The following is a 22,201-nucleotide window of genomic DNA, read 5'->3' on the forward strand; positions in this document are numbered from 1 at the left end:
CGGCCGGGGCGCGGGGGCGCCCGCGTGTTACGGGGGGGTGTTTGCCGGTCGCCAACCCCGCGGCGCGCGCGCCGCGCTCGACGGGGTGTTCCTCGCGACGCGCACATGGTGTTCGGGGCCGATGTACGCGTCCGGAGCGCGGCCGGGCAGGGTCCAGGCGCCGGGGTGGGCACGCCCCGGACCCGGTGACCGGCGAGGAGACCCCCGACCATGTCCGGCATCCCCCTCGCCGTCCTCGACCTCGCCCCCGTCTCCTCGGGAGCCACCGCCACCGACGCCCTGCACGACAGCGTCGACCTCGCCCAGCAGGCCGAACGGGAAGCGGCGGCTGCGGGTCGACGTCAGAGCGCCTTGCCCGGGTTGAGGATGCCGTGCGGGTCGAAGGCCGACTTGATGCGGCGCTGGAGCCGGTGCTGGTCCGGTCCCAGCTCGTCGGCGAGCCAGCGTCGTTTGAGGGTGCCCACGCCGTGTTCGCCGGTGAGCGTGCCGCCGAGGCGCAGAGCGGCGCTGAAGATGTCGCCCGCCGCCTGCCAGGCGGCGTCCGGGATGCCGGGGAGGGCCGGGTCGAGGACGAGAATGGGGTGGAGGTTGCCGTCGGCGGCATGGGCGAAGGTGAAGATCCGCACCCCGTGGCGGTCGGCCGCGGCGTCGATCTCGCGTACGGCGGTGGCCAGCCGGTTCCGGGGTACGGCGATGTCCTCGATCAGGACCCGGCCCAGCCGTTCCAGCGAGGGCAGCGCGAGCCGCCGGGCGGCGAGCAGCCCGTCCGCCTCGGCCGGATCCGCGGTGACCTCGACCGACGTCGCCCGTTCGCGCAAGCACCGTACGGCCGCGTCGGCCTCGGCCGCCGCGCCCCGCCCATCGCACTGCAGGAGCAGCAGCGCGCCCCCGCGTGACCGCAGATCCGTGCCCTGGGCGTCGTCCACCGCGCCCAGCACCGGGCCGTCGAGCAGCTCGGCCATGGCGGGCTCGATGCGGGCGGCGGTGAGCGCGGAAACGGCCTCGGCTCCTTCAGCGAACGTGGCGAAGTACGCGGCGACCGTGACCGTCTCCTCCGGCACCGGGCGCAGCCGCAGGGTGGCGGCGGTGATCACCCCGAGGGTGCCTTCGGAGCCGGTGAGCAGGCCGGTCAGGTCATAGCCGGTGACGCCCTTGACGGTGCGCCGTCCGGTCCGCACCAGCGTCCCGTCCGCGAGCACCGCGTCAAGACCCAGCAGCGCGTCTCTGGTGACCCCGTACTTGGCACAGCGGAGCCCGCCCGCGTTGGTCGCGATGTTCCCGCCGACGGTCGAGATCGCCGCGCTCGCCGGATCGGGTGCGTACCGCAGCCCGAACTCGCCCGCCGCGCGGTCCAGTTCGGCGGTGATGACACCCGGCTCGACGACGGCGATCTGCTCCTCGGGACTCAGCTCCAGGACGCGGTTCATCTGTGACAGGTCGAGGACGACACTGCCCGCGCCCGCGCTCGCTCCTCCGGACAGCCCGGTGCCCGCCCCGCGCGGCACCACCGGTACCCGCAGGTCGTGGGCGTGGCGCAGCGCCGTCTGGACGTGCTCGGTGCGCGTGGCGTGGATGACCGCGAGCGGCACGCCGTCCGGCTGGCTGCCGGAGCGGTCGGTGGCGTACGGGCCGGTGGCCTCGGGGCCGGTGCCGAGTGCTTCGCTGGGCAGCTCGCGCCGCAGAACCGTCAGCAGCGCGGCGGCGGTATCCGTATCCGTAGCAGTATCGGACAGCGGGACAGTCATGTCGGCCTCTCACTTCGTGTGCCGAGCGCGGCCGCGCCGATGGCGAGCAGCGCCGTGTCTTCCTGCGGGGCGTGTACCGGGGCGCACTGCACGTCCCGGAAGTGGCGCTCCAGGGGGTTGTCGCGTGACAGCCCCGGATTTCCCAGCAGCCGCACCCCCATGGCGACCGCCTCGGTGGCATGCCGGTCCACCAGCACACGGGCGCCCAGCGCGTGTTCGGGTGCGTACGAGCCGTCGGCGCCGTCGACCCGCTCCGCACCCGTGAACACCAGCTGTTCGGCCGAGTCCAGCCGCAGCGCGATCTCACCGGCCACCCGCCGGAAGCGCTCGGTACGGGCCACCGGATGGCCGAGGTTGGCGGGGATCCGCTCGTGGGCGAAGCGGTGGACATCATCCTGGGCGGCCCGCGCCACACCCAAGTAGGGAGCGGCGAGCGGCAGATGGAGGGCCGCGCCCGCGCGGTTGTCCTGTTCCGCCGCGGCGCCGTGCTCGGCCAGGTCGATGACGTTGCCCTGGGGGATCTCGACGTCGTGCAGCGCGATGTCATGGCTTCCGCTGGCGCGCAGCCCCAGATGGTCCCAGCGGTGGGTGATCTCGATGCCGGGCGCGTGGCCTGGCACCACGAAGGTGCCGACCCGTGGCGTGGGCTCGTCCGTGGTGGCCCACACCAGCAGCCAGTCCAGCCCTTCCACCCCGGTCGCGAAGCGTTTGCGGCCGCTGAGCGACCAGCCGTCCGGGATGCGCCGGGCCAACGTCGAGGGCAGCCCTCCCCGCGCGGGCGAGCCGAGTTCGGGCTCGACACGCACGTGGTTGAGCAGCACCGGACGCGCGGCGGCCCCGGCCAGCACCTGTCCGTACAGCTCCTCAGGCCAGTGCGGCCGCACGGCCTGGCGGCGGTGGACGGACAGGCTCATGGCGGCGATCAGCGCCACCGACGGATCGCCTTCGCCGAGCGCGTGCAGGATGCGCGCGGTGTCCGCCACCCCGAGGGCGGGACCCCCGTACCGCTCGCCGACGGTGGCGGTGAGCAGCCCGGCCTCGTGCGCGGCGCGGATCCCCTCGGCTGGAAACACGCCGTCGCGGTCGTACGCGGCCGCGGTGGTGGCGAGCCGTCGCGTCACGGAGGACAGCGAGGTCAGGTCCGGGACGGGAAGCGATAGGTCGGTGGTCATGAGGCGAGCGCCTTCCGGAGCCGCGCGCTCAGCCGGTCGCTCCAGAATTCGTCCACGTCCAGCTTCCGCTGCACCGCGCCGAGGTCACCGAAGGCGTCGGCGACCTTCTGCTCGGAGGCGGTGGCCCCGGCGCTCACCGGCCGGATCCCGGTCTCGCGCTGGGCCTCTCCCGCAGTGAACTCCTCCAGCGCCTGATCCACCGGCTGGTGGGTGGCGGCGGCCATGAGCTTCGCGTACTCCTTCTGGCGCCCGTCGCGCACATAGGCGAACGCCTTGTCGATACGGGCCAGCAGATCCGCCAGCGCCTTGCGCCCGGCCGCGCCGCCAAGCGTGTCGTCCGAGGCCGTCCACAGGAAGTTGCCGGAGAGGACGTCCTTGCCGGAACCGATGGTGCGGGCGCCCCGCTGATGGGCGGTGATGACCGCGTTGCCGTATCCGGCGAACGCGTCGATGGAGCCGCCGTTCAACGCGGCGATCCCCTTGTCGGGATCGAGCGGGGCGGCCTCGATGTCGTCCCAGCCGAGCCCGGCCCGCTTCAGCAGTTCGTAGAGGAAATAGTGGGCGGTGGTGTTCTTGACGTAGCCGACCTTCTTGCCCCGCAGCTGTGCAATCGAGGTGATCGGGGACCCCTTGGGGGCCACCACCTCCTGGTTGAGGGTGTTGCCGCGCCGCACGGCGACGACCTTGAAGTTCGGCTTTCCGTCGGCCGCCGCGAAGACCGGCGGGATCTCGCTGGAACTCGCCACGTCCAGCGCCCCGGCGCGCACCGCCTCCAACTGCCGGTCACCGCCCTGGAACAGGCTCCACCGCACCTGGTACGGAGTGTCGTCCAGGTGCGCGAACTTCAGCAGGGCCTCCTCTTCCTTCCAGCCGGTCGCCCCGACCCGGAGGGTGACGGAAGAACCCTTCCCGCCCGCGCCCGAGGAGCCGCCACAGGCGCTCAGCGCACCGGCGGTCAGCGCCACGACGGCGGCGAGAGCGGTACGGGCGCGGGCGCGCCGGGAACGGGAGCGGGCCAGTGGCCTGGACATCCGGATGATGCCTTTCACGAGGAGAAGGGGGAGAACGGGGGCGAGGAGGGGCGTCAGGCGGCCGAGGTGGCGGCGCGGTGCGCCAGCTCCTGACGGACCAGTGGCAGCACATGACGCCCGTAGTCGATGGCGTCGTTGAGCGGGTCGTAGCCACGGATGGACAGCAGCTCGCAGCCGATGTCGACGTAGTCGAGCAGCGCCTTCGCGACCGTCTCCGGGGAGCCGACCAGTGCCGTGGACGCACCGGCGGCGTTGGTGGCGGTGGCGGGCGCGGTCCACAGGCAGCGGTCGTGCACCTCGCCGCGCTCGGCGACGGCCAGCAGCCGCTGCGAGCCGACGTTGGACGGGGCGCCCTGGCCGACCGCCGGGTAGTGGCGGCGCTTGGCCCGCTCGGCGTGGTTGGCCTTGACCGCGCCCAGGGTGCGGTGGGCCTTCTCCCAGGCCAGTTCGTCGGTGGGGGCGATGATCGGCCGGAAGGACACCCAGATGCGCGGCCGGGTCCGGCCCGCGGCGTCCGCGTACGCGTTCACCGCCGCGATCTGCTCGGCGGTCTCCTTCAGCGGTTCGCCCCACAGCCCGAAGATGTCGCCCAGCTGCCCGCCCACCCGGTACGCGTCCTGTGACGAGCCGCCCACCGAGATGGGGATGGTGCCGTTGTAGGGGGCGACATCGGAGCGGAAGCCCTCGAAGCGGTAGTACGGGCCCTCATGGGAGACCGGCCCGTCGGCCTCCCACACGTTGCGCAGGATCCGGATGTACTCGTCCGAGCGCGCGTACCGCTCGCTCTTGCTCAGATAGTCGCCCTCGCGGTGCTGCTCCTCGTCGTTGCCTCCGGAGATGATGTGCACCACCAGCCGCCCGGCGCTGATCTGGTCCAGCGTGGCCAGTGCGCGGGCCGCGTGGGTGGGGAACACCACCCCGGGGCGGTGGGCGAGCACCGGCTTGATGCGCTCGGTGTGATGGGCGACGAACTGCGCCAGCTGCAGCGCGTCCGGGGACGCCGAGTGGTAGGTGACCAGGGTGTAGTCGAAGCCGGAGTCGTCCAGGGCGCGGGCGTAGCGGCGGGCGTAGTCCACATCGATCCCGGAACCCGCGGTGGGGTCGCCCTCGGTGGCGGGATTGGGATGGACGGCGCTGATGAACTCGACGGGCATGGCTGCGGTCACTCCTTGACGAGGCTGGTGTCGACGTGGTCGGCGAGCGTCGGATTGGGCGTGAGCACACCGATGCCGTGCATGGTGTCGCCGACCTTCTGCACGGAGCGGATCACCGGCTCACTCACCGGCAGCAGGTCGCTGTTCGCCTGGTCGACCAGGGTCTTGGCGACCGTGGCGGAGGCTCCGTTGGTGCGCTGGATGGCCTTGGCGTACTCCGCGGGGTGCTGGCGGGACCAGACGAGCGCCTTGTCGAGGCGGCGCAGAAAGTCGGTGATGGCCTTCTTCTTCGCCGGGACATCAAGAGCCTTCTCGGAGGCCCCGATGAAGCCGTAGCCGCTCACCCGCCCGTTCGCCCCGTTGACCAGCAGACGGCCCCCGTGCTGTTCGGCCACCGTCTTGTACACGCCGAACGTGGCCCAGGCCTCGACCTTGCCGGAGGTGAAAGCGGCCTGGGCGTCGGTCGGCAGCAGATACTGCACCTTTACGTCCGAGTAGCTCAGCCCCGCCTGCCGCAGCGCGTGCGCCAGCAGATACTCGGCGATGGACCCCTTGGCCGAGGAGACGACGACCTTCTTCCCCATGAGGTCCTTGACGCTCTTCACGGCCGAGTTCTCACGGACCACGATCCCGGTGTGGGTGCCGTCGTTGCGCAGCGCCGCCACCGCCTTGACGGGCACCCGGCCGGAGAGCGCCTGGAGGGTGGGCAGATCGGCGGCGTACGAGGTGTCGGCGGCCCCGGCCTGCACGGCTTGGAACAGCGGTGCGGCGCCCTCGAACTCGGCCCACTTCACCTTGTACGGCGTTCCCTTGAGGGCACCGGAGGCGTCGAACAGCGTCTTCAGGTTCCTGGCCTGGTCGCCGAGGGTCAGCGTGACCTTCGACGGATCGGTCTCGGACGCCGCCTGGCTGTCGCCCGCGCACGCGCTGGTGGCGAGGAGGGCGGTGAGCGACAGCGTTGCGCCGAGAGCGCGCGCCACGACCCTGGCCCTGCGGTTCCCGGTGTTCAATTGCTTCAAGCTGTTCAAGCTGGTCAAGCGGTTCATGTGGTCACCTTTTCCCGGTGGTGCGAAAGGGCCGAGGCGTCGTCGACACCCAGCTGCCGCAGGAGTTCGCCGCGCAATGCCACGAAGTCGGGGGAGCCGAGGTCGCGCGGGCGGCCGAGGCCCACCTCCGCCTCGTAGCCGATCCGGCCCCCGTCCATCACCAGCACCCGGTCGGCCAGCAGCAGCGCCTCCTCGACGTCGTGCGTGACCAGCAGGATCGAGCAGCGGTGCCGCTGCCACAGATCGGCCACCAGCCGCTGCGCCTTGACGCGGGTGAGCGCGTCGAGTGCGCCGAACGGCTCGTCCAGCAACAGCAGTTCGGGTTCGTGCACCAGCGCACGGGCCAGCGAGACGCGCTGGGCCTGACCGCCGGAGAGCGTCCGAGGCCAAGCGCCCGCGTACTCCTCGATGCCGACCTCGGCCAGATAGCGCTCCGCGAGCGCGCGGTCTCCGCGCGGCAGACCGAGCACGACGTTGTGCCACACCCGCAGCCACGGCATCAGCCGCGGCGACTGGAACGCCACCGAGCGCCGCTCCGGTACATCCGCCTCGCCCTCGGTCTCGCTGTCCAGCCCGGCGAGGATCCTCAGCAGCGTCGACTTTCCGCAGCCGCTCTGGCCGAGCAGGGCCACGAACTCGCCCTCGCGGATGGTGATGTCGAGCCCGTCGACCACTGTCTTGTCGCCGAAGGCGCGCGTCAGCCCGCGGACCTCCACGCTGTTCGTGCCGTTCACCGCGGTCACGCTCCTTCTCCGTCGAATGAGGCCCGCCAGTCCAGGAGCCGCCGGGACAGCGTCCGCACCGCGAAGTCGCAGAGCAGCCCCAGCACCGCGTACACGGCGAGGCACAGGACGATGACGTCGGTCTGGAAGTACTGCTGGGCGTTGCTCATCAGATAGCCGATACCGGCGTCCGCGTTGACCTGCTCGGCGAAGACCAGGGCCAGCCACGCGGTGGACAGCGCGTACCGCAGCCCCACCAGAGCACCGGGCAGCGCGGACGGCAGGATCACGTACCGGATCAGTCCGATGCGGCCCAGGCCCACCATCCGCCCGGCCTCGATCAGTTGCGCGTCGGCGGAGCGGATGCCGCCGTAGATGTTGAAGTACAGCGGGTAGGTGACGCCGAGCGCCACCAGCGCGATCTTCGGTGTCTCGTCGATGCCGAACCAGACGATGAACAGCGGGATCAGGCCCACCCAGGGAATCGCCCGGAACATGCCCATGGAGGAGTCGATGACGTCCTCGCCCAGCCGGAACAGCCCGGCGGTGAGCGCCAGGGTGAGCGCCACGCCCGCGCCGATGAGGAAGCCGATCGCCGCGCGACGGCCGGAGGCGGCGATGGCCTCCGTCAGCTCACCGGTGCCGATGAGGTCCGCCCCGCGTTGCACGACGTCGACGGGGGAGGCCAGCACGGTCTCCGGGAGCACGCCCGTCGCGGCGGCCACGTACCAGAGCAGCAGCAGCCCGACGGGCCCGGAGGCCCGCCGGACCCCGCGCGGGACCCGAAGGCGCAGCCGTGGCCGGGACCGGGTGCGCGCGGCGGGCGGCGCGGAGTCCTTCGCCACGCCGGGCGTTGGCGGTGCGGTGGCGCGCGGGGGCGGTGAGGCCCCGGACACGGAGGAATACGGGGAGGGCATGATGCGGCCTCTCGGTCGGGAAGTGTTCAGGGGAGGTGTGTGCGGGCGGCGGATCAGCCCGTCGCCGCACCCACGGCCGCGGGGCGCCCGGTGTCGGTGGACCAGGCGGACCACGAGCCGGGGTAGAGCGCGGCCGTGACGCCGATGCGGGCCAGGGCCGCGACCGTGTGGGCGGCCGTGACGCCGGAGCCGCAGTAGACCCCGACCTCGCCCGTGCCGTCGGCGCCCAGGGCGGCGAAGCGCCGCGCCAGCTCCTCCACGGTGTGGAACGTGCCGTCCGGCGCCAGGTTGTCGCCCGTCGGGGCGGAGCGGGCGCCGGGAATGTGCCCGGCGCGCGGATCGACCGGCTCGGCTTCGCCCCGGTACCGCTCGGCCGCCCGCGCGTCCAGCAGGACGCCCGTACGGGCCACCTCGGCCGCCGCGTCGGCGTCCAGCACCGGCAGGTGTCCGGTGGTGAGCACGACGTCCCCCTCGGGCGGCGGGGCGGGCTCGCCCGTTTCGACCGGCAGCCCGGCCGCGTGCCAGGCTGCTAGGGCCCCGTCCAGCAGCGAGACCCGCTCGACCCCGGCCCATCGCAGCAGCCACCAGGCGCGGGCGGCGGCGGTGTTGCCGTTGTTGTCGTACACCACCACCGGCCGGTCGGCGGTGAGCCCCCAGCGGCGCGCGGCCCGCTGCAGCGCGGCGGGGTCCGGCAGCGGATGGCGGCCGTGTTCCGGGGCGGGAGGGGCGGCGAGTTCGGTGTCCAGGTCGACGTACACCGCGCCGGGGAGGTGCCCGGCGAGGTAGTGCTCATGGCCGTGCGGATCGCCGAGCCGCCACCGTACGTCCAGGACGACGGGCGCCGGATCGCCGTGGGCCAGCCGGGAGTACAGCTCGGCCGGAGTGGTGAGGACGGGGGCGGTCATCCGAGGTCCTCCGTGTCCTCCGTGACGGCGATGGGCGCCAGGCCCTCGTCCAGCCGCAGCCGTTCCAGGAAGAGGACCACCGTGGCGGCGGCGGTGCGGTGGGTCACGTCGTTGAGGACGTCGTGCCGCGTCCCGGCCAGGCTCACCAGCTCGGCGCCGGGCAGACTCCGGAACGCGCGGCGGACCTCACCGAGGGGACTGACGGTGTCCTCGGCACCGTGCAGCCCGAGCACCGGAACGGAGATCCCGTCCAGCACAGGCTCCAGCGGCGTGGGGCCCGCCAGGGCGCCGCGCCGGAACGCCGCGTCGGCGGTCAGCCTGCCCCGGTGCGTGGGGCAGGCGGTACGCCGCTCCAACTCGTCCTCCCAATCAGGGGATTCGGCGGGGCGCGGCCCGGTCGGCAGTCCGGCGAGGATCAACGCGTCCAGCCCGGGGGTGCCGAGGGCGGCGAGCCGCGCCGCGTGGGACGCCCCGGTGTCGGAGCCGACCAGGACGCGGGGGCCCGGGTGGGTCTCGTCGCGCAGCAGCTTGGTGGCCGCCTCGGTGATGGCCTCCGGGTCGGACGAGGCATCCCCCAGGGCACGGACACGGTAGCCGTCGGTGGAGATCCGGCGGCCGAACCGCTCGTACACACCGCCGTGTTCACCCCGCCCAGGGAGGAGCACGAGCGTGCCGCGCGGGGCGATTCCCGCTGGTTCGTCCCAGGAGTGGACAGGCAGAGCAGAGGACATGAGAACTCGATTCATCGACAGCGAAGCCAGCCCGCACGAACGGGGCGCGGCGGCGCGGACGGAACAGGGCGATACGGAGACACGAAGGCGACGGAGCAAAGGCGACCGCGAACGGGCGAGGTTCCGGCGGCGAGCCCCCGGAGAAACCGTCGGTCAGCGACAGCGCATGGCGCCGGTGAGGCCGAAGTCGACCACGCGCCGCCGGGTCAGCCAGGCGCGGCTGCTGGCGCGGCACAGCGCCGGTCCGGCGGCCGAAGGCCCGGTTCCGGTGAGGTGCGTGCGCGGCCGACGGGCCGCCACGAGCGCGCTGCGTGGCATGACCTCAGAATGCACGAGCCCGGAGTCGGCCGTCCAACGATGATTCGCCATCAAAACCGATCGTGATCTCCGATCGATCGGTGCTAGCCTGCACACATGCAGCCGGTACTGGACATCGTGGCGTTGCGCAGCCTCATCGCCGTCGCCGAGTACGAAGGCTTCCACCGCGCCGCCGGCGCGCTCGCCCTCAGCCAGTCCACCGTCAGCCAGCACATCCGGCGGCTGGAGAAGTCCCTGGGACGCCCCATCGTCGAACGCGACGGCAGGAAGACCCGGTTCACCGCCCATGGCACCCGACTGCTGGAAGAAGCCCAGCAGATCGTCGGCGCACACGACGCCGCCATCCGCCGGCTCATGGGGGAGGACCGGTCCGACGCGGCACCGGTCGTCATCGGCGCCACCGAACACGGCGCCGACCAGATCCTCCCCGTACTCACCGCGGCCGTACGCGACACCCGGCCCGGCGCCGAGGTCCGCGTACGCATAGACCGCTCGGCACGGCTGACGGACGCCGTCGCACGCGGCGAACTCGACCTCGCCGTCTACGTCACCGAGGCGGCACAGGCCCCCGGCACCCCCGTGGGCGAACTCCCCCTGCGCTGGTACGCCGCCCCCGGCTGGACACCACCGTCCGCCCCCGCCCCCTTGCCCCTGGTCGCCATCAGCGACCCGTGCGTGATCCGCCGCCGCGCCCTGACCGCGCTCGCCTCCCACCACACCCCCGCCACCGTGGTCGCCGAGGCCGGATACCTCGCCGGAGTCCTGGACGCGGCCCGCGCCGGACTCGGCGCCGCCCTGCTCGCCACCCCCGGCAGCCCGTACCCCGACGGCCTCACCCCACGCCACGACCTCCCCGCCGTCCCCCCGGTCCGCCTCAGCGCCCGAGCCCGCACCGGCTGCGACCCCTCCCTGACCCGAGCCACCATCGAGGCGGTACGCGCCCTGCTCACCTCCCGCGAGGCGGACACCCCGGTGTGAGCCGACTCCGTAAGAGGGGGCACCCGGCGCGTCGTCAGGTGCTTCGGACGCGGCGGACGAGCAGGTACATCTCGCAACCGAGGCAGTAGCCGAAGGCCGCGTTGAGGAAGGCGGCGGCCAGCGCGAGCGCGGTCGCGGCCATGCCCAGCCAGTGGACACCGGCGAGGTAGCCGACGGTGCCGACCAGGGCGAAGCCGACGCCGACGCCCTGGGCGAAGCGGGGCGGCCGGGCGTCCTCCAGCTCACTCGGCGGGGAGAGCCTGGGCTGGAGGACGACTCGGTACAGCCAGCCGTACGGGGAGTACCGCAAACCGGCGAACGCGCCGAGCGCGAAGACCGCGGTCTGTGCGGCGAGCAGCGCACTGCTGTCGGTGATCAGTACGGTGCACAGGACGATGGTGGTGAGCGCGGCGGCGAACCGGGGGCCGCGTGGGTCGATCTGCATGGAACGGGACTCCGGGAAGAGGGAGGACGGCCATCGGGCCGCGATGGGTGTCAGCGACAGCGGGTGGCCGTCATCGTAGCCACATGGCATTGAGCGTCGGTGGCCAGGTGGCGGGGGAGAGGCCGGGCGGGTGCAGACTGGTGGCATGAACGGGTTGGTGGTGTGTGCCGCGGTGCTCCTTCTGGCGAGCGTCTTCGGAGTGGTGCGCGCGGTGCGCGGCGGCAGGCTTCGGACGCGGCAGCGGGACGGCGCGGTGCGCCTGTCGGCGGTGGAGCTTGGAGCCGAGCTGGGGGACCGGGCTACGCTGGTCCAGTTCTCCACCGCCTTCTGCGCGCCGTGCAGGCCGACGCGACGGTTGCTCGCGGAGATCGCCGGGACGGTACCGGGCGCGGCGCATGTGGAGATCGACGCGGAGGACCGGCTCGACCTGGTCAACCGGCTGGGAATCCTGCGCACCCCGACCGTGCTGGTGCTCGACCCGGACGGCCAGGTCGTCGGCAGGGCGTCCGGGCAGCCCCGCCGCGCCGAGGTGATGACCGCCATCGGCAAGGCGACCGGGTCCTCCGGCGCCCCGTCGTGAGAGAACGCCAAGCCTCGGTACGGGCGATCACCGAACGGTCGCTTCCCGCTCGTACGGGATCTGCTCACCGGCCTCGATCGCGACCGGGAGCCAGGAGGCTGCCCGGTGTGCGCCCGTTGAACGCGGTCAGGCTCAGTGCCCGGCCATCGAGCTGGAAGTCGATTCGTCCGGGGGCGTTGTAGACGTGTTGCAGCCCCTCGACGGAAGCGCCCACGGTGGTCGGTCGCGGCTCGTCGAAGGGGGTGTAGCCGCCGGTGACCACCCAGCGCGGGTCCGGCGCGTAGGCGGGCGTTGCGGTGAACGCGGTACGCAGCGGATGCTCAGGGTGGCGCGGTCGGATCAGGTCGTGGCCGCTACGCTTGGCGATCTCGATCACCGCATCCCCCCAGACGGCGTTGACACCGCCGCGCTCCGGGATGGCGCCGAACGTGTGCCGTCCGTGCACCGCGGTGCCGTCGACGACGAGTTTGCAGGCCGGTGATGGCGAGGAATCCGTGCTCGTGGGCGAGTGCCGACTCCTGCCGGTGGTGCCATGCCTCCCATTCCGCGGTGAACGTGCTGCTGCCGGTGGCCGGGTGCTGGACGGTCATGTGTGTTCCTGAGGGAAATTGGCGCTGATGGCCGGAGAGGTAGATGGCCGCGGCGCCGGAGACGTGCGGAGCCGCGAAGGAGGTGCCGTTGCCGGTGTAGGTGGCGGTGTCGGAGCTGTTCCAGCCCGCTGTGATGTTCGAGCCCGGGGCGAAGAGATCCACCACCGAGCCGTAGTTGGAGTAGCTCGCCCTGGCGTCCGCGCTGGTGGTGGCGCCGACGGTGAGGGCGGCCGGAACCCGGGCGGGTGAGTAGTTCGCGGCGTTGGCGCCCGAATTGCCCGCGGCCACGGAGTAGGTCACGCCGGAGGCGATCGAGTTGCTGACCGCGGTGTCCAGGGAGGTACTGGCGCCGCCACCGAGTGACACGTTGGCCACGGACGGACCGGAGTGGTTCTTGGTGATCCAGTCCACGCCCGCTATGACGCCCGCCGTGGTGCCGGACCCGTTGTTGCCGAGCACCCGGACCGCCACGACCTTCGCCTTCTTGGCCACACCGTAGGTGGTCCCGGCGGCGGTCGTGGCGACGTGGGTGCCATGGCCGTAGCCGTCCTGCGCCGTGGTGTCGTTGTCCACGAAGTCGTAGCCGTACGACGCCCGGCCGCTGATCTCCGCGTGCGAGATCCGCACACCGGTGTCCAGGACGTAGACCGTCACACCGCTTCCGGCGCTGTCCGGGTAGGTGTACGTGCTGCTCAGCGGCAGGTTGGCCTGGTCGACCCGGTCCAGGCCCCAGGGGGCGTTGGTCTGGGTCGCGTCGGCGTGAACGGTCCGGTCCTGTTCGACGGAGGCGATGGCCGGATCCGCGGCGAGCCGTCTGGCCTCGGTGGCGCCGAGCTTGGCCGCGTAGCCGTTCAGCGCGGTGGTGAAGGTGCGCGTCACCGCCCCGCCATGTCTGGAGACGACCTCCTTGCCTTGGGCCGACGAGGCCTTCAGGCCCGCCGTCTTCTTCAGGGTGACGATGTAGCTGCCCGGGACCGCGTCCGCGGCGTCGGCGTGCAGGACCGCGCCTTCGGCCGGTGTGGCGTGGGCGGGGAGCGCCGTGCCCGCGCCGACGCACGCGGCCGCGGCCGTCGCGGCGATCGCTGCGGCGATCCGCCGCTTGGTGGTACGCATCACTGCCATCGCGAGGGTTCCTCCTCGATCGGTGGCGCGCTGTGGTGCGTGCGCACGCCTTCGCGGCCCTCTTCCTCGCCATCACCGGTCTCGCCGCGGCCATCGACCACCCCGACATACAGACCCTGCTGTGGCCCACCGGCTCCGCGTTCGTCGTCGGACTGCTGTACATCGCCGAAGGCGGGGCACGCCGCAACCCGCTCCACTACGGCCTCGGTACCTGGCTCGCCCTGACCTCCACCGCGGCACTCCTCCTCGGCATCCACACCCACAACGGGCTGCGCACCATCGACAGCCGGTACGTCGAACTCGCCGAAACGCTGGGACTGAGCCGCCCGCGCTTCCTGCTGCACATCGTGCTGCCGGGTGCGCTGCCCGGCTTCCTCCTCGGGATGCGCTTCGCCGTGACCACCGCCTGGCTGGCCCTGGCCGTTGTCGAGCAGGTCAACGCCACCAGCGGGATCGGCTACATGATGGGGCTCGCGCGCACGTACGGGCAGACCGACATCATCATCGTCGGGCTCGTCGTGTACGGACTCCTCGGGCTGCTCTCCGACGCACTGGTACGGCTCGTGGAGAGGGAGGCCCTGTCATGGCGACGCACACTGGCGGACTGACCGCCACCTCCCGGGAAACCGACGTGGCCGTCCGTATCGACGGGCTCGTACGGGCCTTCGGCACCCGCACCGTGCTGGACGGGCTCGATCTGACCCTGCGTGCCGGGGAGTTCGTGGCCATGCTCGGCCGTAGCGGCTCGGGCAAGAGCACCCTGCTGCGGGCGCTCGCCGGACTCGACCACGACGCCGGCGGCGAAGGCACGCTGAGCGCGCCCGCCCATGTGTCGGTGGTCTTCCAGGACGCCCGGCTGCTGCCGTGGAAGCGGGTGCTGGCCAACGTCAGCCTGGGCCTCACGGGCGCGGACGCCGGGGAACGGGCCCGCACGGCGCTCGACGAGGTGGGCCTGGCCGGGCGGGAGGACGCCTGGCCCGTGGAGCTGTCAGGCGGTGAGCAGCAGCGGGTCGCGCTCGCCCGCTCCCTGGTGCGCGAGCCCGAACTGCTCCTCGCGGACGAACCCTTCGGCGCGCTCGACGCACTCACCCGGACCCGCATGCACGCGCTGCTGGCCCGCTTGTACGAGCGCCACCGCCCCGCCGTACTGCTGGTCACCCACGACGTGGACGAGGCGATCGCACTCGCCGACCGGGTGGTGGTCCTGGACGAGGGCCGGATCGCCGCCGACCTCGCCGTGAAGCTTCCGGCACCGCGATCACACGGCACCCCCGAGCACGCCGCGCTGCGGACCCGACTGCTCGCCCGGCTGGGCGTCGACGGACCCGACGCCCTTTAGGAGTTTTCCGGTGAGCCACATCATCACCCGACCGTTCCTCAATTGGACAGCGCGTTCCGCCGGACCTGGAGCAGATCGCGGACGGGCCGGCTGAGGACCGGGAGTGGCGGCCGGTGAGCGCCAGGCGCGGGCCGTCCTCGCTTCCCGGGAGGGCGACGGCCTGGACCCGGCGTCGGCCGACGCCCCGTTCACCGTGCCCCCGGCCGCGCCCGGGGTCTGGCAGCCGACACCACCCTCGTACGCTCCCGCCACGCAGTACGGCAACCGCCTCGCGCGGCCGTTCGTACTCTCGGGTGCCGACCAGTTCCGGCTCGGGCCGCCTCCGGCACTGGACTCCCGGACGTACCGGTCGGACCTGGCCGGGGCGCGTGCCTACGGCGCGGCGGACAGCCCCCGGCGCTCGGCTCGCCAGAGGCAGCCCGCGAACTTCTGGTACGGTTCCTCGCTTGCCCTCTACACCGAGCCGCTGAGAGTCGCGCTGGCGCGCTGCGCCGCGTCGCTGGAGGAGCGGGCGAAGCTGGTGGCCCTGTTTCACATCGCTTCGGTGGACACGCAGATCGCGACCTCCGACACCAAGTACGAGTATCAGCGCTGGCGGCCGGTCACCGCGATCCGCACCGGCGCGATCGACAACGACCCGCACTGGACACCGCTGCACGACACACCGGCGCATCCGGACTACCCGAGCGGCCACAACACCTACTCGGGAGCGGCGGAGGAGATACTGTCCGCGCTCGTCGGCCCGCGTACCGCGCCGTTCGAGCTGACCGGTTCCACCGCGCCGGGAGTCACCCGCGCGTACACGGGCTGCCGTCAGCTGACGGCCGAAAACGTCGACGCGCGGATCTTCTCGGGCATCCACACCCGCTCCGCGGACGAGGCAGGCGTCACCCTCGGCAAGAAGGTGGCCGCCCATACGCTGCGCGCGAGTCGGGGTGGCTCTTCTCCGTTCCTGTGAACACCACCTCCGTCGCCCCGGCGTCCCGGTAGCGCCGCACCTCGGCGGCGACGGTCCTCTCGTACCACCGCCGGGTCGCGGCGTCAGTCGCTGCCGGGCGCCGTGCCGGGCTGCGTGGTGTCGAGAACGTACAGCTCCGGCAGGTTGACGACGATGGCCTCCTGGGTGCTGCGGGCGATCACCACGACGGCCTCGTCGTCCGGGCTGGGGTTCTCCTCGCGGTGCGGAACGTACGGCGGCACGAAGATGTAGTCACCGGGCGAGGTGCGGATGCGGATCTCCTCGGCCGTGCCGCTGGAGTCGTCGAGGAAGACGAACTCCGGGTGCCCCTTCACCACGTGGATCGCCGTCTCGGAGGCCCCGTGGTGATGGTTGGAGGACGCGGTGTCGGGGGCGACATGGGTCTGGCCCATCCAGATGCGTTCCGAGCCGACGCTGCGACCGCTGATCGCGGCGAAGCGCCGCATCCCTCCGGACTGTGCGGTGTCGCCGTCGAGGGCGTCGGCGCGGATGTGGTGCAGACGCGCACGCAGCGGCAGCGAGGAATCGCCTTCGGGGTGGTCGTGGAGATCAGGATGGAAGGCGTCGTTCTGGGGCGAGGGGGTGCCGCCGGACTGGGGCGAAGCGGGGGAGGAGGGCATGGGCGCCGACCGTAGAGAGCCGAGCCAAAGGACGTCAAGATGACCACCCCACTGGCCACCGCCCTCACCGGCGCCGATGAGCGAGACATACCGCGTCGCACTCTGCGCACCACCGCCTCGGGCGCAGGCGACGTTCGCCACAGCGGTCAGCCTCGCCGCTCCGACCGCCACCTGACCAAGCCAGGCCGGGGCAGCCCCCTGCAACGCGCCTATTCGTCGTCGTCCACATCGTCGACATCATCGGCATCATCCACATCGTCTTCGTCGTCATCGCTGTCTTCGCGTTCATCCTCGTCATCGGACTGCGAGGGGCCAGCTGAACCGCTGCTGGTCGACGGTTGAGGGGTGGTGGAGCGGGGCGGGGGAGTCCGTTCCTCCTCCTGACTCGGAGGGGCGGTGATCGAGGCCCCTCCTCCTGAGGGCTGCCTGCTGCCAGCGGAGAAGGAGGCCGAGTCGATGATCGCGGACATGGCCAGGACGCATCCGGCGAGGACCAGAGCGGCACCGCCCCCGGTGAGTATCGTGGTCTTGTGGCCCCTCAAGCGGTCCCGGACGCTTACGTCGTCGTTCCTCGCCTCATCCTCCCCATGGTGGTCCGGTAACGGAGACGACGGGTTTTGGGCTCCGGTATCGGATGACACATCTCCTCCTGGAAGCCGACGTGACGACGCTGTTGGAGTCACACGGAATGGGACGCGGCCGCCGACCACGCTAGTCGCCACCGGTTCAGGGCAGAGCCAGCGTTGCTCCAGCGCTTAGTTAAGGGAAGGCCAATATTCGGCTCCTATGGGCGCGGTCAGCGGTGGCGGGTGCCGATCCCGGTCCCGTGCCGTTGACGACCGAAGACCAAGACTGGACACGCCGTAAATAGCACGAACAGCCATATTCGTAGAAGATTGTCCTACCATGGCGCTATGCGCGGAATTCTGTTGGCCGGGGGTACCGGCTCACGACTGTGGCCGCTTACCCGCTCGGTATCGAAGCAACTGCTGCCGGTATTCGACAAACCCATGCTGTATTACCCGCTTTCCACGCTCGTGATGGCCGGAATTCGGGAGATTCTGATCATCACCACCCCCGAAGACCAGTACCAGTTCCGCAGGTTGCTCGGCGACGGCAGTCAACTGGGCTTGCGGCTGGAATACACGGCACAAGACCGCCCGGCCGGAATTGCGCATGCCTTCCTGGTAGGGGAAGACTTCATCGGCGATGAGTCGGTCGCTCTGATTCTGGGCGACAACATCTTCCACGGGAGCGGTCTCGGCACACAGCTCGCCCACCAGGACGGTCTGAAAGGCGGCAGAGTATTCGCCTACCCGGTCGCCAACCCCTCGGCCTACGGCGTCGTGGAATTCGACGAGCAGGGCCAGGCGCTCTCCATCGAGGAGAAGCCAACCCGACCCAAGTCCCGATACGCCGTGCCCGGACTGTACTTCTACGACAACCACGTCGTGGACATCGCGCGCGGCCTGCAGCCCAGCGCGAGGGGCGAATTGGAGATCACGGATCTCAACCGCATTCACCTCAACGCCGGAGCGCTGCGCGTCACCCAGCTCGACCGGGGCACCGCATGGCTCGACACCGGAACCTTCGCCTCCCTGGTCCACGCTTCGGAATTCGTGCGGGTGATGGAAGAGCGCCAGGGCCTCAAGGTCGGCTGCATCGAGGAGACGGTCTGGCGGGCCGGTCTGATCGACGACGATCAGCTCCGAGACCTGGCCCAGCCGCTGCTCAAGAGCGGATACGGCCACTACCTTCTGGGGCTGCTGGAAAACTCCCGGCACACCGTCCTGCCCCAGCGCGGCAGCGGAACCGCACGGTGGCAGGGGGCAAGCACGTGAGACCACTTCGCATCGAAGGGGCCTGGGTGGACACGCCCAGGGTGTTCGAGGACAACCGGGGACGGTTCCACGAGTGGTTCAAGAACGAGAGATTTCATGGTTCGGTCGGGCAGGGGTTCCAGCTCGAACAGGCCAACTGCTCCCGTTCCCTTCGCGGCACTCTCCGAGGCATCCACTACGCCTCGGTTCCGCCCGGCCAAGCCAAGTACGTCACGTGCGTCAGCGGCGCCGTCCTCGACGTGGTGATCGACATCCGCACCGGCTCCCCGAGCTTTGGGGTCTGGGAGGCGGTGCGGCTCGATGACACGACGCATCGCGGTATTTACCTCTCGGAAGGGCTGGGCCACGCCTTCATGGCGCTGGACGACAACTCCACCATCGTCTACCTGTGTTCGCAGGGGTACGCGCCACAGCGGGAACACGGCATCAACCCGCTCGATCCGGCGTTGGCCATTGCGTGGCCTGAGGGCCTCACGCCACTTCTTTCCGAGAAGGACGCGGCCGCCCCCACACTGGACGAAGCCGAGCGGCAAGGAATGCTGCCTTCTTTTGAAGCCTGCCAGGCGTACCGCAGAAGTCTCTCCACGGCACGTGAGGTGACCAAGCTTCGCCAGCGGGTCGACGCTGGCGATGACGGTCTTGTTGGTTGATACCTCAACAACGCCCCGTTCGCAGAGGAGTTTTGGCGCGCCTTCCTGCATGCTGCGGCCGTACGAGTGATTCTTCGTATGACACGAGCATAGGGAGAATCTTCCGACGGTGAAGAGTGAAAGATGGCTCCGTCCATGACTACGGACGCCGCGGGCACTCCTTGCGGTGTCGTCACTCCCAGCTTTGTGAGGAAGGTTCCAGTGAGCCGTAGAACTGGGCGGGCTTCTCGTTTGAAGTCCGCCACGATGGTTTCGGCAGGCGCGGTTGCCGTCATGCTGAACATGGTTTCGAGTACGGCGGCCGTCGCTGACGCGATCCAGCGTTCCGGCGGGGAGAGCAGCGTGGAGCTGCCCGGCCCGAACGGCGCCATGCGCTCTTACACCAACCACAACCATAACCATGACTATGGCCATGGCCACGACCACGACAAGGGTCACGACCACGACCACGACAAGGGTCGGGGTCCGCAGGGCCCCCAGGGTCCGCAAGGGCCGCAGGGTCCCCAGGGCCCCCAGGGATTCCAGGGTCCGCAGGGCCCCCAGGGATTCCAGGGCACCCAGGGCACCCAGGGCACGCAGGGATCCCAGGGTGCACAGGGCTCTCAGGGATCCCAGGGCGCGCAGGGGTCCCAGGGTGCACAGGGCACTCAGGGCGAGCAGGGTTCCCAAGGTGCGCAGGGCGCCCAGGGATTCCAGGGGTTCCAGGGATTCCAGGGCGAGCAAGGGGCCCAGGGGGCCCAGGGGGCCCAGGGAGCCCAGGGTGCGCAAGGCGCTCAGGGGGCCCAGGGAGCCCAGGGCACTCAGGGCGAGCAAGGGGCCCAGGGAGCCCAGGGCGCTCAAGGTGCCCAGGGTGAGCAAGGGGTGCAGGGTGCCCAAGGTGCTCAGGGCGCTCAAGGTGCTCAGGGAGCCCAAGGCGCACAGGGCACTCAAGGTGCACAGGGCGCACAGGGTGACCAGGGGGCGGCCGCAGGCTTGGGGAACTTCTCCGTTGTCCTCGGCGCCCTGGGTACGACGTCGACCGCCACCTGCCCGGGAGCCACCGACGTCGCCACCGGCGGTGGATTCCAGGCGGGAAGCCAGGGACAGACCATCCACGGCAACTTCGCGGTCGGCAACCCGGCCACGGGGTGGCAGGCCGCAACCGTCAACGCAGCCGGTGTCCAGGCCTACGTAGTCTGCTTCACGCCGCCGGCTCCGTAACCTTCACTGAACGCGGCGCGGTACCAGCCCTCTTCACCTGGTACTGAACGCGGTGCCCGAGAGCCTCGGCTTCCCGGGTACCGCCGCCGTTCCGCCCGGGGGCGAAAGCGCGGCCGCGCGCCTTGGACCAAGCCGGGTACCCCGGGCCAATGAGACATCCTCCGCCCTGAATTCGGGCAGCAAGCCACCTCGGAGAACCATGCGCATCCTCGTGACCGGCGGTGCCGGATTCATCGGGTCCGAATACATCCGCCAACGGCTGACGTCGGACCCGACGGCACGGATCACCGTCCTCGACAAACTCACGTACTCAGGCGTCGAGGCCAATCTGGCCCCGATCGCGGACCACCCCGGCTACCGCTTCGTCCGGGGCGATATCTGCGACCATGACGCGGTCGACCACGTGATGGCGGGCCAGGACGCGGTGGTGCACTTCGCCGCCGAATCACACGTCGACCGGTCGATCGAGGGAGCCGGTCCGTTCGTCCGCACCAATGTGATGGGAACGCAGGTGCTCCTGGACGCGGCCGCTCGGCACCGCGTCGGCCGCTTCGTCCATGTGTCGACCGACGAGGTGTACGGCTCGATCAGCGAAGGCTCCTGGACCGAAGACTGCCCGACGGCGCCGAACTCCCCGTACTCGGCCTCCAAGGCAGGCTCCGATCTGCTGGCGCTCGCCTACCACCGCACCCACGGCCTGGACGTCGTGGTCACCCGGTGCTCCAACAACTACGGGCCGTACCAGTTCCCCGAGAAGCTCATCCCGCTCTTCATCACCAACCTGCTGGACGGCAAGGCGGTCGCCCTGTACGGAGACGGCCGCAACGTCCGCGACTGGGTGCACGTCTCCGACCACTGCCGGGGCATCGACCTCGTCCTGCACGGCGGCAGGGCCGGGGAGATCTACCACATCGGCGGCGGGACCGAACTGAGCAATCACAAGCTCACCGGGCTGCTCCTGGACGCGGTCGGCGCCGACTGGGAGCGGGTCGTGTACGTGGAGGACCGCAAGGGCCACGATCTGCGCTACTCGCTCGACGACAGCAAGATCCGCGAACGTCTCGGCTACGCCCCGCAGACGGACTTCGTGGAAGGGCTGGCCGCCACCATCGCCTGGTACCGCGAACACCGCTCCTGGTGGGAGCCGCTGAAGGCGCGGGTCGAGCCGCGATGACCACGCGCTGGCTGGTGACCGGTGCGCGCGGAATGCTCGGTCAGGACATGCTGGCCGAACTCGCCACCGACCCGGACGCCACGGTGACGGGAAGGAGCCACGACCAGCTCGACATCACCGACCAGGCCGCCCTGCACCTGGCCGTCGCAGGTCACCACGTGGTGGTCAACTGCGCCGCCTGGACGGACGTCGACGGCGCCGAGCAGGCCGAGGCCGAGGCCGCCGCGGTGAACGCCACCGGTGTGCGCCACCTCGCACGCGCCTGCGCGGCCAGCGGTGCCGTCCTGCTGCACATCTCCACCGACTACGTGTTCCCCGGCAACGCCGACCGGCCGTACCCCGAAGACGCACCGACCGGGCCCGTCAACGCGTACGGGCGAAGCAAACTGGCGGGGGAGCGGGCGGTTGCCGAACTGATGCCGCGCACCGGCTACATCGTGCGCACCGCCTGGCTCTACGGCGGCCACGGCCACAACTTCGTGGCCACCATGCTCGAACTCGCCACCCGGCGAGCAACCCTGGACGTGGTGGCCGACCAGCACGGCCAGCCCACCTGGTCCCGCGCGCTCGCCCGGCAACTGGCCCTCCTCGGCCGCGCCGCCCTGGCCGAGCGGGCTCCGGCAGGCATCTACCACGGCACGGCGACGGGCCACACCACGTGGTACGGCCTGGCGTGTGAGACCTTCCGCCTCAGCGGTCTCGACCCCGCGCGGATCCGCCCGGTCGGCTCGGACACGTTCCCGCGCCCGGCGGCCCGCCCGGCGTTCGGCGTACTCGGACACGCCAACTGGGCCCGCTCCGGCCTCGCACCCCTCCCACCGTGGGACGAGCAACTGGCCACGGCCCTTGGCGCGCCGCCCTTCGACGCCCTGGCCGACGCGGCGCGGATGAGCGGCGGACGCCTGCCGATCTGAACGAGCGTGATGCCACTGGACTCGGAGG

General features: G+C 71.2%; 25 protein-coding genes. 10 read left to right on the top strand and 15 right to left on the bottom strand.

Annotated elements, in window-relative coordinates; genetic code table 11:
- Positions 1 to 341: 341 nt before the first annotated feature.
- From ACFV9T_RS36320 to ACFV9T_RS36365, 10 genes are all read right to left on the bottom strand, one after another.
- Positions 342 to 1,745, bottom strand: a complete 1,404-nt coding sequence (locus ACFV9T_RS36320; protein ID WP_385446793.1) for an FAD-binding oxidoreductase — start codon at positions 1,743 to 1,745, stop codon at positions 342 to 344.
- Positions 1,742 to 2,917 (bottom strand): acyl-CoA dehydrogenase family protein, encoded by a 1,176-nt coding sequence (locus tag ACFV9T_RS36325; protein ID WP_385446794.1) that lies wholly within the window; start codon positions 2,915 to 2,917, stop codon positions 1,742 to 1,744. The genes ACFV9T_RS36320 and ACFV9T_RS36325 overlap by 4 nt, the downstream gene beginning before the upstream one ends.
- Positions 2,914 to 3,948 (bottom strand): ABC transporter substrate-binding protein, encoded by a 1,035-nt coding sequence (locus ACFV9T_RS36330; protein WP_385446795.1) that lies wholly within the window; start codon positions 3,946 to 3,948, stop codon positions 2,914 to 2,916. The genes ACFV9T_RS36325 and ACFV9T_RS36330 overlap by 4 nt, the downstream gene beginning before the upstream one ends.
- Positions 3,949 to 4,001: 53 nt before the next feature.
- On the bottom strand, positions 4,002 to 5,102 hold the full coding sequence (locus ACFV9T_RS36335; RefSeq protein ID WP_385446796.1) for an LLM class flavin-dependent oxidoreductase: 1,101 nt from the start codon (positions 5,100 to 5,102) through the stop codon (positions 4,002 to 4,004).
- A gap of 8 nt (positions 5,103 to 5,110) precedes the next feature.
- Positions 5,111 to 6,121, bottom strand: a complete 1,011-nt coding sequence (locus tag ACFV9T_RS36340; RefSeq protein WP_385446797.1) for an ABC transporter substrate-binding protein — start codon at positions 6,119 to 6,121, stop codon at positions 5,111 to 5,113.
- Positions 6,122 to 6,144: 23 nt separating this feature from the next.
- Positions 6,145 to 6,882 (bottom strand): ABC transporter ATP-binding protein, encoded by a 738-nt coding sequence (locus ACFV9T_RS36345; protein WP_385446798.1) that lies wholly within the window; start codon positions 6,880 to 6,882, stop codon positions 6,145 to 6,147.
- A gap of 5 nt (positions 6,883 to 6,887) precedes the next feature.
- A complete protein-coding gene (locus ACFV9T_RS36350; protein ID WP_385446799.1) occupies positions 6,888 to 7,787 on the bottom strand; it encodes an ABC transporter permease in 900 nt (299 codons plus the stop codon).
- A 53-nt stretch (positions 7,788 to 7,840) separates the two neighbouring features.
- Entirely contained in the window at positions 7,841 to 8,692 is an 852-nt protein-coding gene (locus tag ACFV9T_RS36355; RefSeq protein WP_385446800.1) for a sulfurtransferase, read from the bottom strand.
- Positions 8,689 to 9,423, bottom strand: a complete 735-nt coding sequence (locus ACFV9T_RS36360; RefSeq protein ID WP_385446801.1) for an alpha/beta hydrolase — start codon at positions 9,421 to 9,423, stop codon at positions 8,689 to 8,691. The genes ACFV9T_RS36355 and ACFV9T_RS36360 overlap by 4 nt, the downstream gene beginning before the upstream one ends.
- Positions 9,424 to 9,576: 153 nt before the next feature.
- Positions 9,577 to 9,741: a hypothetical protein gene (locus ACFV9T_RS36365; RefSeq protein WP_385446802.1), complete on the bottom strand. Its 165-nt coding sequence runs from the start codon at positions 9,739 to 9,741 to the stop codon at positions 9,577 to 9,579.
- A gap of 96 nt (positions 9,742 to 9,837) precedes the next feature.
- Between ACFV9T_RS36365 and ACFV9T_RS36370 the strand changes: the two genes are divergently transcribed.
- A complete protein-coding gene (locus tag ACFV9T_RS36370; protein ID WP_385446803.1) occupies positions 9,838 to 10,719 on the top strand; it encodes a LysR family transcriptional regulator in 882 nt (293 codons plus the stop codon).
- Between the two features lie 34 nt (positions 10,720 to 10,753).
- On the opposite strand, the gene ACFV9T_RS36375 is transcribed toward ACFV9T_RS36370, so the two are convergent.
- Positions 10,754 to 11,164 (bottom strand): DUF4395 domain-containing protein, encoded by a 411-nt coding sequence (locus ACFV9T_RS36375; RefSeq protein WP_385446804.1) that lies wholly within the window; start codon positions 11,162 to 11,164, stop codon positions 10,754 to 10,756.
- Between the two features lie 145 nt (positions 11,165 to 11,309).
- Here ACFV9T_RS36375 and ACFV9T_RS36380 point away from each other — a divergent pair, with 145 nt between their 5' ends.
- Complete coding sequence (locus tag ACFV9T_RS36380; RefSeq protein WP_385446805.1) at positions 11,310 to 11,744, top strand: TlpA family protein disulfide reductase; 435 nt, start codon at positions 11,310 to 11,312, stop codon at positions 11,742 to 11,744.
- A gap of 64 nt (positions 11,745 to 11,808) precedes the next feature.
- Here ACFV9T_RS36380 and ACFV9T_RS36385 read toward each other — a convergent pair whose 3' ends face one another.
- The gene (locus ACFV9T_RS36385; RefSeq protein ID WP_385446806.1) at positions 11,809 to 12,120 is read right to left on the bottom strand and encodes a DUF1684 domain-containing protein; all 312 of its coding nucleotides are present in this window, start codon (positions 12,118 to 12,120) and stop codon (positions 11,809 to 11,811) included.
- Positions 12,098 to 13,456: a S8 family peptidase gene (locus ACFV9T_RS36390; RefSeq protein WP_385446807.1), complete on the bottom strand. Its 1,359-nt coding sequence runs from the start codon at positions 13,454 to 13,456 to the stop codon at positions 12,098 to 12,100. The genes ACFV9T_RS36385 and ACFV9T_RS36390 overlap by 23 nt, the downstream gene beginning before the upstream one ends.
- Before the next feature lie 35 nt (positions 13,457 to 13,491).
- Between ACFV9T_RS36390 and ACFV9T_RS36395 the strand changes: the two genes are divergently transcribed.
- The 3 genes from ACFV9T_RS36395 to ACFV9T_RS36405 all read left to right on the top strand — a co-directional run bounded on the left by ACFV9T_RS36395 (position 13,492) and on the right by ACFV9T_RS36405 (position 15,753).
- On the top strand, positions 13,492 to 14,064 hold the full coding sequence (locus ACFV9T_RS36395; RefSeq protein ID WP_385446808.1) for an ABC transporter permease: 573 nt from the start codon (positions 13,492 to 13,494) through the stop codon (positions 14,062 to 14,064).
- Complete coding sequence (locus ACFV9T_RS36400; protein WP_385446809.1) at positions 14,040 to 14,795, top strand: ABC transporter ATP-binding protein; 756 nt, start codon at positions 14,040 to 14,042, stop codon at positions 14,793 to 14,795. Before ACFV9T_RS36395 ends, ACFV9T_RS36400 begins: the two co-directional genes overlap by 25 nt.
- 103 nt (positions 14,796 to 14,898) lie before the next feature.
- Positions 14,899 to 15,753 carry a vanadium-dependent haloperoxidase gene (locus ACFV9T_RS36405; protein WP_385446810.1) on the top strand — a complete coding sequence of 285 codons (855 nt, stop codon included), beginning with the start codon at positions 14,899 to 14,901 and terminating at the stop codon, positions 15,751 to 15,753.
- An 83-nt stretch (positions 15,754 to 15,836) separates the two neighbouring features.
- Here the strand turns inward: ACFV9T_RS36405 and ACFV9T_RS36410 are convergent, their stop codons facing one another.
- Together ACFV9T_RS36410 and ACFV9T_RS36415 are read right to left on the bottom strand one after the other, a co-directional pair.
- Positions 15,837 to 16,394 (bottom strand): cupin domain-containing protein, encoded by a 558-nt coding sequence (locus tag ACFV9T_RS36410; RefSeq protein ID WP_385446811.1) that lies wholly within the window; start codon positions 16,392 to 16,394, stop codon positions 15,837 to 15,839.
- A gap of 209 nt (positions 16,395 to 16,603) precedes the next feature.
- Positions 16,604 to 16,864, bottom strand: coding sequence for a hypothetical protein (locus tag ACFV9T_RS36415; protein WP_385446812.1), 261 nt, complete (start codon positions 16,862 to 16,864; stop codon positions 16,604 to 16,606).
- A gap of 444 nt (positions 16,865 to 17,308) precedes the next feature.
- Here ACFV9T_RS36415 and rfbA point away from each other — a divergent pair, with 444 nt between their 5' ends.
- The 5 genes from rfbA (at position 17,309) to rfbD (ending at position 22,173) form a co-directional block, all read left to right on the top strand.
- On the top strand, positions 17,309 to 18,235 hold the full coding sequence (rfbA, locus tag ACFV9T_RS36420; RefSeq protein WP_385446813.1) for a glucose-1-phosphate thymidylyltransferase RfbA: 927 nt from the start codon (positions 17,309 to 17,311) through the stop codon (positions 18,233 to 18,235).
- Positions 18,232 to 18,885 carry a dTDP-4-dehydrorhamnose 3,5-epimerase family protein gene (locus ACFV9T_RS36425; RefSeq protein WP_385446814.1) on the top strand — a complete coding sequence of 218 codons (654 nt, stop codon included), beginning with the start codon at positions 18,232 to 18,234 and terminating at the stop codon, positions 18,883 to 18,885. Before rfbA ends, ACFV9T_RS36425 begins: the two co-directional genes overlap by 4 nt.
- Positions 18,886 to 19,857: 972 nt before the next feature.
- Positions 19,858 to 20,085, top strand: a complete 228-nt coding sequence (locus tag ACFV9T_RS36430; RefSeq protein WP_385446815.1) for a hypothetical protein — start codon at positions 19,858 to 19,860, stop codon at positions 20,083 to 20,085.
- 199 nt (positions 20,086 to 20,284) lie between these two features.
- Positions 20,285 to 21,259 (top strand): dTDP-glucose 4,6-dehydratase, encoded by a 975-nt coding sequence (gene rfbB / locus ACFV9T_RS36435; protein ID WP_385446816.1) that lies wholly within the window; start codon positions 20,285 to 20,287, stop codon positions 21,257 to 21,259.
- Positions 21,256 to 22,173 carry a dTDP-4-dehydrorhamnose reductase gene (rfbD, locus tag ACFV9T_RS36440; RefSeq protein WP_385446817.1) on the top strand — a complete coding sequence of 306 codons (918 nt, stop codon included), beginning with the start codon at positions 21,256 to 21,258 and terminating at the stop codon, positions 22,171 to 22,173. Before rfbB ends, rfbD begins: the two co-directional genes overlap by 4 nt.
- Positions 22,174 to 22,201 lie beyond the last annotated feature (28 nt).

The organism is Streptomyces sp. NPDC059850 (genome assembly GCF_042731515.1).
Classification (GTDB): domain Bacteria; phylum Actinomycetota; class Actinomycetes; order Streptomycetales; family Streptomycetaceae; genus Streptomyces.

Excerpts from the sequence above, each read along its gene's own strand:
- ACFV9T_RS36320 (WP_385446793.1), bottom strand. The coding sequence starts at position 1,745 with ATGACTGTCCCGCTGTCCGATACTGCTACGGATACGGATACCGCCGCC.
- ACFV9T_RS36325 (WP_385446794.1), bottom strand. The coding sequence starts at position 2,917 with ATGACCACCGACCTATCGCTTCCCGTCCCGGACCTGACCTCGCTGTCC.
- ACFV9T_RS36330 (WP_385446795.1), bottom strand. The coding sequence starts at position 3,948 with ATGTCCAGGCCACTGGCCCGCTCCCGTTCCCGGCGCGCCCGCGCCCGT.
- ACFV9T_RS36335 (WP_385446796.1), bottom strand. The coding sequence starts at position 5,102 with ATGCCCGTCGAGTTCATCAGCGCCGTCCATCCCAATCCCGCCACCGAG.
- ACFV9T_RS36350 (WP_385446799.1), bottom strand. The coding sequence starts at position 7,787 with ATGCCCTCCCCGTATTCCTCCGTGTCCGGGGCCTCACCGCCCCCGCGC.
- ACFV9T_RS36355 (WP_385446800.1), bottom strand. The coding sequence starts at position 8,692 with ATGACCGCCCCCGTCCTCACCACTCCGGCCGAGCTGTACTCCCGGCTG.
- ACFV9T_RS36360 (WP_385446801.1), bottom strand. The coding sequence starts at position 9,423 with ATGTCCTCTGCTCTGCCTGTCCACTCCTGGGACGAACCAGCGGGAATC.
- ACFV9T_RS36365 (WP_385446802.1), bottom strand. The coding sequence starts at position 9,741 with ATGCCACGCAGCGCGCTCGTGGCGGCCCGTCGGCCGCGCACGCACCTC.
- ACFV9T_RS36370 (WP_385446803.1), top strand. The coding sequence starts at position 9,838 with ATGCAGCCGGTACTGGACATCGTGGCGTTGCGCAGCCTCATCGCCGTC.
- ACFV9T_RS36375 (WP_385446804.1), bottom strand. The coding sequence starts at position 11,164 with ATGCAGATCGACCCACGCGGCCCCCGGTTCGCCGCCGCGCTCACCACC.
- ACFV9T_RS36380 (WP_385446805.1), top strand. The coding sequence starts at position 11,310 with ATGAACGGGTTGGTGGTGTGTGCCGCGGTGCTCCTTCTGGCGAGCGTC.
- ACFV9T_RS36390 (WP_385446807.1), bottom strand. The coding sequence starts at position 13,456 with ATGGCAGTGATGCGTACCACCAAGCGGCGGATCGCCGCAGCGATCGCC.
- ACFV9T_RS36400 (WP_385446809.1), top strand. The coding sequence starts at position 14,040 with ATGGCGACGCACACTGGCGGACTGACCGCCACCTCCCGGGAAACCGAC.
- ACFV9T_RS36410 (WP_385446811.1), bottom strand. The coding sequence starts at position 16,394 with ATGCCCTCCTCCCCCGCTTCGCCCCAGTCCGGCGGCACCCCCTCGCCC.
- ACFV9T_RS36415 (WP_385446812.1), bottom strand. The coding sequence starts at position 16,864 with ATGTCCGCGATCATCGACTCGGCCTCCTTCTCCGCTGGCAGCAGGCAG.
- rfbA (WP_385446813.1), top strand. The coding sequence starts at position 17,309 with ATGCGCGGAATTCTGTTGGCCGGGGGTACCGGCTCACGACTGTGGCCG.
- rfbB (WP_385446816.1), top strand. The coding sequence starts at position 20,285 with ATGCGCATCCTCGTGACCGGCGGTGCCGGATTCATCGGGTCCGAATAC.
- rfbD (WP_385446817.1), top strand. The coding sequence starts at position 21,256 with ATGACCACGCGCTGGCTGGTGACCGGTGCGCGCGGAATGCTCGGTCAG.